10 protein-coding genes are annotated in these 12,542 nt (G+C 58.9%); 6 read left to right on the plus strand and 4 right to left on the minus strand.

Features of this window, described 5'->3' with window-relative positions; genetic code table 11:
• Both ACIP1X_RS11980 and ACIP1X_RS11985 read right to left on the minus strand, forming a co-directional pair.
• Window positions 1–2,523 (minus strand): CS1-pili formation C-terminal domain-containing protein, encoded by a 2,523-nt coding sequence (locus tag ACIP1X_RS11980; RefSeq protein WP_400752246.1) that lies wholly within the window; start codon window positions 2,521–2,523, stop codon window positions 1–3.
• Window positions 2,524–2,630: 107 nt separating this feature from the next.
• Complete coding sequence (locus tag ACIP1X_RS11985) at window positions 2,631–3,122, minus strand: CS1 type fimbrial major subunit (protein ID WP_400752248.1); 492 nt, start codon at window positions 3,120–3,122, stop codon at window positions 2,631–2,633.
• Window positions 3,123–3,657: 535 nt separating this feature from the next.
• Here ACIP1X_RS11985 and ACIP1X_RS11990 point away from each other — a divergent pair.
• Together ACIP1X_RS11990 and ACIP1X_RS11995 are read left to right on the plus strand one after the other, a co-directional pair.
• Entirely contained in the window at window positions 3,658–4,233 is a 576-nt protein-coding gene (locus ACIP1X_RS11990) for a PadR family transcriptional regulator (protein WP_122589924.1), read from the plus strand.
• Window positions 4,230–5,018, plus strand: coding sequence for a siderophore-interacting protein (locus ACIP1X_RS11995; protein ID WP_400752250.1), 789 nt, complete (start codon window positions 4,230–4,232; stop codon window positions 5,016–5,018). Before ACIP1X_RS11990 ends, ACIP1X_RS11995 begins: the two co-directional genes overlap by 4 nt.
• A gap of 252 nt (window positions 5,019–5,270) precedes the next feature.
• On the opposite strand, the gene ACIP1X_RS12000 is transcribed toward ACIP1X_RS11995, so the two are convergent.
• Window positions 5,271–5,918, minus strand: a complete 648-nt coding sequence (locus ACIP1X_RS12000) for a Pr6Pr family membrane protein (protein WP_400752252.1) — start codon at window positions 5,916–5,918, stop codon at window positions 5,271–5,273.
• Window position 5,919: 1 nt separating this feature from the next.
• A complete protein-coding gene (locus ACIP1X_RS12005; protein ID WP_400752254.1) occupies window positions 5,920–6,150 on the minus strand; it encodes a VF530 family DNA-binding protein in 231 nt (76 codons plus the stop codon).
• Window positions 6,151–6,483: 333 nt separating this feature from the next.
• On the opposite strand from ACIP1X_RS12005, the gene ACIP1X_RS12010 reads away from it, so the two are divergent.
• The 4 genes from ACIP1X_RS12010 to ACIP1X_RS12025 all read left to right on the plus strand — a co-directional run bounded on the left by ACIP1X_RS12010 (window position 6,484) and on the right by ACIP1X_RS12025 (window position 12,170).
• Window positions 6,484–7,845, plus strand: coding sequence for a carbohydrate porin (locus ACIP1X_RS12010; RefSeq protein ID WP_400752257.1), 1,362 nt, complete (start codon window positions 6,484–6,486; stop codon window positions 7,843–7,845).
• 215 nt (window positions 7,846–8,060) lie between these two features.
• Window positions 8,061–10,472 (plus strand): glucose/quinate/shikimate family membrane-bound PQQ-dependent dehydrogenase, encoded by a 2,412-nt coding sequence (locus tag ACIP1X_RS12015; protein WP_400752260.1) that lies wholly within the window; start codon window positions 8,061–8,063, stop codon window positions 10,470–10,472.
• Window positions 10,473–10,978: 506 nt separating this feature from the next.
• Window positions 10,979–11,344 carry a DUF6124 family protein gene (locus ACIP1X_RS12020; protein WP_158833875.1) on the plus strand — a complete coding sequence of 122 codons (366 nt, stop codon included), beginning with the start codon at window positions 10,979–10,981 and terminating at the stop codon, window positions 11,342–11,344.
• A 460-nt stretch (window positions 11,345–11,804) separates the two neighbouring features.
• Window positions 11,805–12,170, plus strand: coding sequence for a DUF6124 family protein (locus tag ACIP1X_RS12025; protein WP_400752262.1), 366 nt, complete (start codon window positions 11,805–11,807; stop codon window positions 12,168–12,170).
• Window positions 12,171–12,542 lie beyond the last annotated feature (372 nt).

Consider the following 12,542-nt stretch of genomic DNA (forward strand, 5'->3'; position numbering starts at 1 on the left):
TTAACCTGCGGCTTCAACAGCGCTGGCGACGTCCGCCAACGTATCCGGCGTACAACGCAGATCACCAATCATCAGCACGTTGTTTTCCACGCGCGCCGCGTCCGTGTCCAAACGGAAGCGGCAAAGCAATTGATCGCCCTGACGCACTTCGAGCGTCGGCGCGCCAGCGTTCATTTCCATCGAGAAGAACCCGTCGACTTCGCTCACGCCACGGCTGGCGTGGTTGATGATGTGGTGGCCCTTGAGCGGCTGGCCTTTGGGGTCGATCAAGCGACCGAGAACGGTGAGGGTTTTCATCACACGGATCTTTCGATAATCGACGCCGCCCTTGTTCAAGTGGTAATTCATGCGCGCTGGTTGAATGGCGGCGGCCGGTACGTCGCTGCCCTCGAAGTCGAAGCTCACCGTGCCGTTTTTGTACGCGGTGATCGGGATGAAATTGCGCCCCGGTCGCAGGTTGGCGCTGCCGCCGCTGAGGTCATCCGCGCGCAGGGCGATGTCGTCCAGATCGGACTCGACATCGACGATCATCCCGGCGCCACCGCGATCATGCTGACTGGTCATGGCCAAGTGTTGGCCGCTGAGGGCGACGGTGCTGTCGAGGTTCAAACCGCCGGTAAATTTGTTGTTGTACGAAGAGCGCTGGACGAAACCGTCGCCGTTGACCGCATCGGTCTGGAAGCTGCCGGTGCCGGAAAGTCCGAGCCCGTAGGTGTCGGTGATGGCGGTGGCGGATACGCTTTGCAGAACGTGATCCTGCAAATCCTTGCGATAGGTCACGGAGGCATTGTTGTCGCGTCCGCCGTCACGCGAAGTGCGCGAGCCAAGGCTGCCGGAGATCTGTTCGCCCGGGCCGCCGAGTGCGAGGCTGACACTCAGATCAACGCCGCGATTGCGCGCATCGCCGCTGCTGAAACTGCCGGGACGGTCGAACACGGAAAAGCGCCAGTTGGCATCGCTGCCGAATAATTCGCCGCGCTGGGTCCAGCCCAGATCAACCCCGACGCCTTCGACGTTGCCGTCACTGTGCGAAACCCGCGCGTTGATCGAGCTTTTGTTGCTGACCCGATGATTGACCGACAGTGCTGAATTGCTGGTCTGGCCGATAAACACATTGCGCTGACGCACCCGCGTGCCGTCGGGCAGGGTTTCATAAGTGTTGGTGGTGTCGAGCCAACTACGGTTATGCGTCAGAAAAATGCTCCCCGAGCCGTAGCTGTACATGCCTTGCACATCGAGGCCAGTGCCGTGGTCTTCGGTTTGATAGAGGTTGCCGAACACGCTGCTGTTATTGGCCAGCGTCCAGTCGATCGAGGTGCCGTACTGCAGTTTTTCGCTGATCTGGCGTCCGGAGAACCCGACGATGACCCGAGGGTGCAGCAGGTAGTTGAACGCCGCGCCAGCGGTCATGCCGCCGGAGGCCTGATCGTCCCAGTTGCTCCACAACTTGCTCTCGCGCCCGGCGAACACGTTGTAGCGCCAGCGCTCGTCGGGATTGCGCCAGTTGTTCGGTTTGTAGATCAGCTCTGAGGTGGTGGAGGTGATCTGACCGTCTTCGATCAGGCGCACTTCGACTTCATAGATGCCGCCGGGCAGCGGTCGCGTGTCGAGGGTTTGCAGGCCGGCGTCGACCGGTTGCGTATTGATCAGCATGCCGTTGCGATAAATCTCTACCGACGCCTGGCGATTGGCCGTGACGTAAAGCGGATAAACGCTGGGTTTCGGATTGTCGATGGCGAGGCTGTCGGAGCTGCCGTACATGGCGCCCACTGCGGTGTCCGGGCTGGCGCCGAACGAACGCGGCTGGCGAGTCAGGCCTTCGGAGTCGGGCATGAAATAGCCCAGGCGAACAAAACTGCCCTGCAGTTCTTTCTGGCTATAGAGCTCTTGCACGGCGTGATACATCTGCTCGTCCGAACCGCCCAGACGCGCCATTTGTACGTTGAAACTTTGCGTCCAGTTACCGAGGCTGCTGGTGGTGACCAGACCGTAACGGCCACCGAGGTCTTGATCCTGGCCGCCATTGAGATTGAGCTGATTGCGCACGATCAACCCGGTGCTGCCGGCTTTCGGTTGCACGTAATAGCGCGGGGCCTGGCTGTCGCGCTCGGCATTTTCGGTGACGATCGACACCAGTGAATTTTCCAGGTTGTAGTGCACCGCGAGCATCTGCGCCGGGCAACTTCCCTGACAAGATCCCAAAACAACGCCACGACCGAGATATTCGGCCCAGACATCGCGCTCGGTGGCGTTGAAGTTGCTGTCGATACTGTCGGTGAATTCAAGCAGGGTGATGCGATCATCGCGCGATAAGACAATCATCGCCTCGCCGAGAAACTGTTGATCCAACTCCACACGCACCGCCAACGGCACATCAAAGAAGTGCTCTTCGAATTCACTTGGCAGCCCTTTGGCCTGCGCCAACAAGTTACGCGGCGTATGACGGTCATCCGTAGGCGCAGCCAAGGCATTGGCACATAAAAAAAGTGCAAGCGCTGCCGCGATGGGTGTCATCGGAAACATGAACTTAGTTACTCTTTTTGTTTGATCGGCCAAACCCCGACCGGACGCTATTGACTAGCGGCCGGCCGGGCGTACCCATTGCCAAACAGGCAGTGGTCGAAAGCGCCTTATGGCGTAACGCGCGGGATGGCGTCGAACATCACCACCGGGGTGGCGGTGTATTGGCCGGATTGACCGTCGGCAGGTTTGGCGGCGGTGATGACCAGGTCGGCACGCATACCGCCGTTGGATTCGGTATCACCAACAACTTCCTGCGATGCACCGGTCAGGGTTTTGCCATTGAAGGTGTAGGCCAGAGCGATGGTGTTGGCGCCGTTGAACAGCGGCTGCGGGCCACCTTCGACATAAGCACCGACCGCGCCCTGGGTGTGTTGAATGTCATAAGTGCCGCGTACCGGGGACAATGTGCCGGCGCCAATGATGTAGCGCATTTCTTCGTTTTTACCGAAGTTGGGATCGACCGGTTGAGCATGGAATATCTTGCTCGGAATGTCCGCGACGATATTGATCGCGGTACGCGATTCTTCAGCCGCAAAGGCCACCGAAGCACCCAGCGTCAGCATGACCAGTGGAGTAGCGATTGCAAGTTGCTTGAGCATGATTAACTTCCTGTCATTTCGTTGTGGGAGATGGCTGAAGTCCTGAGCCTTGTTACAGCGTCTGAAGAATGAAGCCAGCTGATTTCAGACATGTAAGAAAGTGGACGTTCAACGCCGAGGAATATTCCCCTATTCCCACCATGAAATAAGCAGGTCGTTTCTGACGAGTGCGTAGCCAAAGTGCTATTTGACTTGAAAGAAAAACATCAACTTTCAAGAAAAACACCTGAGCAACTGTAAGACCGGTACTACATCAAGCAAAAATATAAGAGTTATCCATCACGCCACTTCTGTAAGAACAAAACTACACACGCGTTAAAACAAGGACGACACCGTTGCTTTAGAGTAATTAATCAAACTTAATCAAAGTTGCATAGGCATTTATTGTTACCGACACGGCGGAAAAATCTTTTCAATTCGCCCCTTGCGCCGTCCCGGCGCTCGTGCAGACCCAAGCGACCGTTGGTCATTTCAGCTTGATCACGCCATAAGATATATCTTAAGTTGTATCTAAACACGACGAGAGAAGACTGAAATGAGAGACCATCATTCCCCCCACCGCGAACATGGCGACGGCCGTGACGGCTTCGAAAAACGCCCCGGTCGCGAACGCGGCGGTCGCGGCCCACGGGTGTTCGCCCCCGGCGACTTGAAATTACTGTTGCTGGCACTGATCGCCGAACAGCCGTGCCACGGCTACGACCTGATCCGCCAGATCGAAGGCATGTTCGACGGCGCGTACAGCCCGAGCCCCGGCGTGATCTACCCGACCCTGACCTTCCTCGAAGAAAGCGACCTGATTGCCGGTGACGCCGAGGGCGGCAAAAAACGCTACAGCGTCACCGAGGCCGGTCGTTTGTCTTTAGGCGAACAAGCCGTGGCGCTCGATGGTGTACGCATGCGCATTGATGTGAGCAAACGCTCGCTGCGCGGCCATGACCGCCCTGCCGAAATCCATGAAGCCGTACACAACTTGCGCCACGCCCTGCAAATGCACCACGGGCGCTGGAGCCCGGAAGAAATCCTGCGCGTGCGTGACCTGCTCAACGACACCGCCAAAGCCATCGTCGACGGCCCCGCCGTTCAACCTGCCTCGGAGAAAGCCGAATGACTGCAGTCGATACCCAAACCATTCACCGCGTGATGCACGAAATCAAACGCCGCAAGCTTGAAGTGTTGCGCGTGGTTGACCTGACGCCGCGCATGCGCCGCATCACCCTCGGCGGGCCTGAGCTGGCCGGGTTTATCAGCCTGGGCACGGACGATCACGTCAAACTGCTGTTCCCGCAGAACGCCGAGCAGGCCGCCGCGCTGGAAACCATGGTGCTCGGCGCCGGCAAGGACGATGGGCCGAAGCCTGAAATGCGCGATTACACACCGCGTCGTTATGACCTGGATGCGCTGGAACTGGACATTGATTTCGTGCTGCACGGTGACGGCCCTGCGTCGACCTGGGCTGAGCAAGCCGCACCGGGACAATTCCTGCACATCGGTGGGCCGCGTGGCTCGATGATCGTGCCGGATATTTTCGACAGCTACCTGCTGATCGGCGACGAAACCGCCCTGCCCGCCATCGCTCGCCGCCTCGAAGGGCTGGCGGCGAATCGTAAAGCGCTGGTGGTGATCGAAGTGGAAAACGGTGCAGAACAGCAAGTGCTGGAGAGCGCGGCGCAGATCAATGTGATCTGGGTGTTGCGTGAGGGCGGCCAGGATAACCTGCTGACCACGGTGAAGCAGTTGCAGGTGCCGAAGGGCAATCTGTACGCGTGGGTGGCGACGGAGACCAAGGTGTCACGGCAGATTCGCCGTGTCCTGATCGATGAGCACGGGCTGGATGAGCAACTGATCAAAGCCGTCGGCTACTGGCGCGCTGAGGGCACTTCTGAAGAGGAGTGACACAAATCCCCTGTGGCTGGGAACTACCTGTTTCTGCTGATCACCTGTGGTTGATGATCACCTGTGGTTAGTGATGACCTGTGGTTAGTGATGACCTGTGGCGAGGGGATTTATCCCCGCTGGGCTGCGAAGCAGCCCAGAAACCGGGCACTGCGGATTACCTGACACAACTCATTGAATGTTTTGGGGCCGCTTCGCAGCCCAACGGGGATAAATCCCCTCGCCACAGGTTTCTCATTTACCACAGGTTCCTCACTGGTCTAAAGATCGGGATGCGCGCCAGCGATCCAGGCCGATGACCAGCAACCCAATCATTACAAACCCCAGCAATATCCCCCCGGCATTGACGAACACCTGTGGATAACCCAACACCGCGACATCAATGAACGGATACGCATACGCGCCGAGCAAATGCCCGCGCAGCAAGGCGTAGATGAAGTACACCAGCGGATAAATCAGCCACAACGGCAGATGCCACAGGCGCAACGTGCCCTTCGGTACGCACACCCACCAGTACCCCAAAAACAGCAGCGGCATCACGTCGTGCAGCAATTCATCGGCAACAAACTGCCAACCTTCCGGGTGCCACAAATGCCGCAGCAAAATGCTGTAGGCCAGGCCGACCACGACAATGCTCACGGCAATCCCACTGCTCACCCACGGCTGTAGAAACCAACGGCGTGCGGCGGACTCACGCTCGGTCACTGCACACGTCAGCACCGTCGCCACCAGCGTATTCGTCCATATCGTGAAGTAACTGAAAAAGCTCACCAGCCCGCCCAACAGACTGGCGCTGACGCTTAAGCGTGCGAAGAAAATCAGGTACAGCTGAATAGCCAACCCCGCCCAGCCCAATATGGCCGCGCAGGTTATCAGGCGATGGCGCCAGACGGCGTCCATCTCAGAGTGGTCGCTTGGTGCGCATCAACTTCACGTACAGACGCTCGACCTTCTCCCGCGCCCACGGGGTTTTGCGCAGGAACGTCAGACTCGACTTGATGCTCGGATCGCTTTTGAAGCAGCGAATATCAATGCGCTCGGCCAGCCCCGACCATTCGTAATGAGTCAGCAAAGCGTTGAGGATCTGTTCGAGGGTGACGCCGTGCAGCGGATCGGGGGTTTGGTCGTTCATGCCAGGCCTTTGGGCGAAGTGAAAAATGCGGAAGCCGCGCACCTTAGCCGAGGGGGTGGTTCGGTGGAAGGGCTTCCTTCAAATGTAGGTCAAGGGCAAAAGATCGCAGCCTTCGGCAGCTCCTACTGGTGCACGCATTTCAATGTAGGAGCTGCCGAAGGCTGCGATCTTTTCGCACTGTTACCAAATCTGAAAGGATGCATGTTCACAAAAGGCCTTTCTCAATTTGTTACAGATCATTATCCTGCCGCCCTTCAGCTGAATCGCTTCACTGCCTGCGACATATTGAAGCGCTCAGTTTGCACCCCGAAAACACCAAAAAAAGACTTATTCATGCCCGATTTTTCCTTCTCCCGAGACAGCGCTATCTCAGCCCTGCGCGCCATCGGTGGCTGCACCGCCCTTGGCCTCGCCACTTGCGTCCAAGCGGCGCCCGCGTTCGACAGCGAATCACCGTACATGCTCGGTGACTGGAACGGCACGCGCACCGAACTCTCGGAAAAAGGCTACGACTTCAAACTCGATTACACCGGCGAAATGGGCAGCAACCTGCACGGCGGCTACGACCATGACCGCACCGCGCGTTACAGCGATCAGTTCGGTCTCGGCACGCACCTCGATCTGCAAAAGATCCTAGGCTGGGACGATGCCGAGTTTCAACTGACCATCACCAAGCGCAGCGGCAACAACATCAGCAACGATCGCATCAACGATCCGCGCGTCGGCGGCTTCACTTCGGCCCAGGAAGTCTGGGGCCGTGGCCAGACCACGCGCCTGACGCAGATGTGGTATCAGCAGAAATTCTTCGATCAGAAACTCGACATCAAAGTCGGTCGTTTCGGCGAAGGCGAAGACTTCAACAGCTTCCCGTGCGACTTCCAGAACCTCGCGTTCTGCGGCTCGCAGGTCGGCAACTGGGTCGGCGGCATCTGGTACAACTGGCCGGTCAGCCAGTGGGCGCTGCGCGTCAAATATCACCTGACCCCAGAGTTGTACGCGCAGGTCGGTGCCTACGAGCAGAACCCGTCGAACCTTGATCGCGGCAACGGCTTCAAACTCAGCGGCAGCGGCACCCAGGGCGCGATCCTGCCGATCGAACTGGTGTGGACGCCGAAGCTCAACGGCCTGCCGGGCGAATACCGCGCCGGTTACTACTACAGCAACGCCAAAGCCACTGACGCTTATAAAGATCAGAACGGCCAACCGGCGGCCCTCAGTGGCGAAGCCTATCGCAGTGCGTCGAGCAAACACGGGGTGTGGCTGGGTATTCAGCAGCAAGTCACCAGCGTTGCCAGCGACAACAGTCGCGGTTTGAGCGTATTCGCCAACGGCACCATGCACGACAAGAAAACCAACGCGATCGACAACTACGTGCAGGCCGGCATCACCTACAAAGGCCCGTTCGACGCGCGCGCCAAGGACGACATCGGTTTCGCCCTCGCCCGCGTGCACGTCAACCCGGCGTACCGCAAAAACGCCGAAGCGACGAATCAGGCCAACGCCGTATACGACTACGACGATCCGTCCTTCCTGCCACCGCAAGACACCGAATACAGCGCTGAGCTGTATTACGGCGTGCACGTGACCAACTGGCTGACCGTACGCCCGAACCTGCAATACATCCGCCACCCCGGTGGCGTGAACAACGTCGACGACGCCCTGATCGGCGGGATCAAAATCCAGTCCTCGTTCTAAAGAAACACTGAGATCCAATGTGGGAGCGAGCCTGCTCGCGAAAGCAATTTCAACTTCACCAAAGAAGTCGACTGACACACCGCTTTCGCGAGCAGGCTCGCTCCCACATGAAATTCGTTAGCTAGACAAGTTTTTATCTGAACCATGCCCACGCTCAATCGTCATCTACAGTGACTACAGCGCGGGACTACATAAACGTCACGGAGAATCACACTATGAGCACCGAAAGTGCTTCGAGTCGGGGCCGTTTGCTACCGAGCCTGCTCGGCATTCTGCTTCTACTGATGGGCCTGGCCATGTTGGCCGGAGGGGTCAAGCTGAGCATGCTCGGCGGCTCGTTGTATTACCTGCTGGCCGGTATCGGCATTGCGCTGAGCGGCATCCTGTTGCTGATGCGCCGTCGCGCGGCGCTGGGCCTGTACGCCATCGTTCTGTTCGCCAGCACCGTTTGGGCGCTGTGGGAAGTCGGTCTGGACTGGTGGCAACTGGTGCCACGTCTGGCCCTGTGGTTTGTCCTCGGCTTCGTGATGTTGCTGCCGTGGTTCCGTCGTCCGCTACTGCTTGACGGCCCGGCGCCGATGGGCACTCGCGGCCTGACCGTGGCCGTGGTTCTGGCCGGCCTCACCGCGCTGATCAGCCTGTTCACCCACCCGGGCGAAACCTTCGGCGAACTGGGCCGCGACACCGCCGACACCAGCAGCACCGCACCAGCGATGCCGGATGGCGACTGGCAGGCCTATGGCCGCACCGAATTCGGTGACCGTTATTCGCCGCTGAAGCAGATCACCCCGGCCAACGTCGGCAAGCTGCAAGAAGCCTGGCGCATCCAGACCGGCGACCTGCCGACCGCGGATGACCCGGTCGAGCTGACCAACGAAAACACCCCGCTGAAAGCCAACGGCATGGTCTACGCCTGCACCGCGCACAGCAAAGTGTTGGCACTGGATCCGGACACCGGTAAAGAACTGTGGCGCTTCGACCCGCAGATCAAGAGCCCGGTCGGCTTCAAAGGCTTCGCCCACATGACCTGCCGTGGCGTGTCGTACTACGACGAAGCCGCGTACGCCAAAACTGAAAACGCAGCCTCCGCTGTGATTTCCGAAGCCGGCAAAGCCGTTGCTCAGGCTTGCCCGCGTCGTCTGTACCTGCCAACCGCTGATGCCCGTCTGATCGCACTGAACGCCGACACCGGCAAAATCTGCGAAGGCTTCGGCACCAACGGTGTGGTTGACCTGACCCAAGGCATCGGCCCGTTCACCGCTGGTGGCTACTACTCCACCTCGCCGGCCGCGATTACTCGTGATCTGGTGATCATGGGCGGTCACGTCACCGACAACGAATCGACCAACGAGCCATCGGGTGTGATCCGCGCCTTCGACGTGCACGACGGTCACCTCGTATGGAACTGGGACAGCGACAAGCCAGACGCCACCGAGCCTTTGGCACCGGGTGAAACCTACAGCCGCAACTCGGCGAACATGTGGTCGCTGGCCAGCGTCGACGAAAAACTCGGCATGGTTTACCTGCCACTGGGCAACCAGACTCCAGACCAGTGGGGCGCTGACCGCACCCCGGGCGCCGAGAAATTCAGCGCCGGTATCGTTGCTCTGGACCTGGCCACCGGTAAAGTGCGCTGGAACTACCAGTTCACCCACCACGACCTGTGGGACATGGACGTTGGCAGCCAGCCAACCCTGCTCGACATGAAAACCGCCGACGGCGTGAAACCGGCGCTGATCGCCCCGACCAAACAGGGCAGCCTGTACGTCCTCGACCGTCGTGACGGCACGCCGATCATTCCGATCAAGGAAATCCCGGTACCGCAGGGCGCCGTAAAAGGCGACCACACCGCACCGACCCAGGCCCGTTCGGACCTCAACCTGCTGGCCCCGGAACTGACCGAAAAAGCCATGTGGGGCGCGAGCCCGTTCGACCAGATGCTGTGCCGCATCCAGTTCAAAGAACTGCGTTATGAAGGCCAGTACACCCCGCCGTCGGAACAGGGCAGCCTGATCTACCCGGGTAACGTGGGTGTGTTCAACTGGGGCGGCGTTTCGGTCGATCCGGTTCGCCAAATGTTGTTCACCAGCCCGAACTACATGGCCTTCGTTTCGAAAATGGTGCCACGCGAGCAAGTCGCCGCCGGCAGCAAACGCGAAAGCGAAACCGCTGGCGTGCAACCGAACACTGGCGCGCCATACGCCGTGATCATGCACCCGTTCATGTCGCCACTCGGCGTACCGTGCCAGGCCCCGGCCTGGGGCTACGTTGCCGGTATCGACCTGACCACCGGCAAAGTCGTGTGGAAACGCAAAAACGGCACCAGCCGCGACAGCTCGCCAATCCCGATCGGCTTCACCCTGGGCGTGCCTAGCATGGGCGGCTCGATGGTCACGGCTGGCGGCGTCGGCTTCCTCAGCGGCACCCTCGACCAATACCTGCGCGCGTACGACGTCAACAGCGGTAAAGAGCTGTGGAAATCGCGTCTGCCGGCGGGTGGTCAAGCGACCCCGATGACCTACACCGGCAAAGACGGCAAGCAATACGTGCTGCTCGTTGTTGGTGGTCACGGTTCGCTGGGCACCAAAATGGGCGACTACATCATTGCCTACAAACTGCCGGAATAAGCTTTAACGGCGGTAAAACAAAGGCGATGCCCCGCAAGGGACATCGCCTTTTTTGTGCACCACATATCCATGTAGGAGCTGCCGAAGGCTGCGATCTGTTGACTTTGATTTTTAAAAGCCAGATCAAAAGATCGCAGCCTTCGGCAGCTCCTACAGGGTGGAATGGGTTGGCTGTGGGAAATTTGCTCGTCCTACAAATGCTGGTGATTGAACGGAGTTTTTCCCACAAGTCGCGTCGGTTGTGCCTCGGAAGTGGGGTGGATAGGCTCTGAGGGTCGCTGCAAATTCAGCGAACGGGCGTCGCGGCCCGATAACTGATGCATAATCGCCAACCTCACGGCACCTCGGTGCCTGTAGCTTGTGTCATGGCGGCTGTGCGCGGGATACCGTCCTTGGAGGTATGCCGATTTCTCAGTTATCGGTCCGCGAACCCGCGTACAGCTGCCACCTCAGATTGCGTCGCGGCAATCGAAGGCAGCTCCACTTTCACCAACTGAGTATTCACCATGATCAAACCAACACCCAATCCGCCCGCAGCGGACGACACCACCCCTTACGAATTCCCCGGCTCAAAAAGATTCCACGACGCCGCCGAACGCGCCCTCGACCACTACCTGAAACCCAACGCACTCACCCTGCGCTTCCACAAACCCAGCACCATGTTCCAGGTCGCCCCCGATCAAGACAACGAAAGCCTGCTGGTCCACGCCTGCGAATCCCTTGCCCAGGCCAGCCTCATGACCAGCGACATCGCCGCCTACATCGAACTGCCGCAGCGAAGGACGATTCTGGCGATCCAGCAAATCATCATGCTCGCCGAACTCGCGGTGAACCGCGCACTGGATAACCACGAAATCCCCACCCAAAACTGACACCGACCTGTAGGAGCTGCCGAAGGCTGCGATCTGTTGACTTTGATTTTTAAAAGCCAGATCAAAAGATCGCAGCCTTCGGCAGCTCCTACAGGGTGAAATATGTTGGCTTGTGGGAAATGTGCTCCTCCTACAAATGCTGGTGATTGTGCGGAGTTTTTCCCACAAGTCGCGTCGGTTGTGCCTCGGAAGTGGGGTGGATAGGCTCTGAGGGTCGCTGCAAATTCAGCGAACGGGCGTCGCGGCCCGAGCAGTTCATTCGATTTGATGCATAATCGCCGACCCAAACGGGAGCGCTCAGGTGCTTGTTGTTTGGTTTGATGGTGGCTGTGCGCGGGATACCTTCGGGTATGCCGAGATTGCCGAATGGCTCGGTCCGCGAACCTGCGTACAGCTGCCACCCTTTGTCGCGTCGCGGCGATTGAGAGTGACAGCCCCACTCATCATTCGGAGCTTCACCATGATCAAACCAACACCCAATCCGCCCGCAGCGGACGACACCACCCCTTACGAATTCCCCGGGTCAAAAAGATTCCACGAAGCCGCCGAACGCGCCCTCGACCACTACCTCAAACCCAACGCCCTAACCCTGCGCTTCCACAAACCCAGCACCATGTTCCAGGTCGCCCCCGATCAAGACAGCGAAAGCCTGCTGGTCCACGCCTGTGAATCACTGGCCCAAGCCAGCCTCATGACCAGCGACATCGCCGCCTACATCGAACTGCCGCAGCGACGCACGATTCTGGCGATCCAGCAAATCATCATGCTCGCCGAACTCGCGGTGAACCGCGCACTGGATAACCACGAAATCCCCACCCAAAACTGACACCGACCTGTAGGAGCTGCCGAAGGCTGCGATCTGTTGATCTGGATTTTTAAAATCAAAAGATCGCAGCCTTCGGCAGCTCCTACATTTGAATCGAGGTCATCCGCCAGAACCAGGTCGGCTGTCAGGCCGCCATCGCTGGCAAGCCAGCTCACAGGAATTGAGTTCACCCGATAAATTTTCGCATCGAGCCCGCTCTTCACCACTCAACACGATGAGCGCAAGCTCGGGTGAAGCTTTTGATCTTGATCCACGAGCGACGTCGGAAGGCTGAGTGGAGGGATTGATCCGGGGGTGGGAGCGCAGCGACCGTTTGGCGCAGCCAAACACAGCGAGAGGAGGTGCAGCGAAGCAAACCGTAGGCGCTGCCCC

It is taken from the genome of Pseudomonas sp. NPDC088885 (genome assembly GCF_044750025.1).
GTDB classification, from domain to species: Bacteria; Pseudomonadota; Gammaproteobacteria; order Pseudomonadales; family Pseudomonadaceae; genus Aquipseudomonas; species Aquipseudomonas rustica.

Bases quoted from the DNA above. Each gene is read 5' to 3' on its own strand.
- ACIP1X_RS11980 (WP_400752246.1), bottom strand. From the start codon at position 2,523: ATGTTTCCGATGACACCCATCGCGGCAGCGCTTGCACTTTTTTTATGT.
- ACIP1X_RS11985 (WP_400752248.1), bottom strand. From the start codon at position 3,122: ATGCTCAAGCAACTTGCAATCGCTACTCCACTGGTCATGCTGACGCTG.
- ACIP1X_RS11990 (WP_122589924.1), top strand. From the start codon at position 3,658: ATGAGAGACCATCATTCCCCCCACCGCGAACATGGCGACGGCCGTGAC.
- ACIP1X_RS11995 (WP_400752250.1), top strand. From the start codon at position 4,230: ATGACTGCAGTCGATACCCAAACCATTCACCGCGTGATGCACGAAATC.
- ACIP1X_RS12000 (WP_400752252.1), bottom strand. From the start codon at position 5,918: ATGGACGCCGTCTGGCGCCATCGCCTGATAACCTGCGCGGCCATATTG.
- ACIP1X_RS12005 (WP_400752254.1), bottom strand. From the start codon at position 6,150: ATGAACGACCAAACCCCCGATCCGCTGCACGGCGTCACCCTCGAACAG.
- ACIP1X_RS12010 (WP_400752257.1), top strand. From the start codon at position 6,484: ATGCCCGATTTTTCCTTCTCCCGAGACAGCGCTATCTCAGCCCTGCGC.
- ACIP1X_RS12015 (WP_400752260.1), top strand. From the start codon at position 8,061: ATGAGCACCGAAAGTGCTTCGAGTCGGGGCCGTTTGCTACCGAGCCTG.
- ACIP1X_RS12020 (WP_158833875.1), top strand. From the start codon at position 10,979: ATGATCAAACCAACACCCAATCCGCCCGCAGCGGACGACACCACCCCT.
- ACIP1X_RS12025 (WP_400752262.1), top strand. From the start codon at position 11,805: ATGATCAAACCAACACCCAATCCGCCCGCAGCGGACGACACCACCCCT.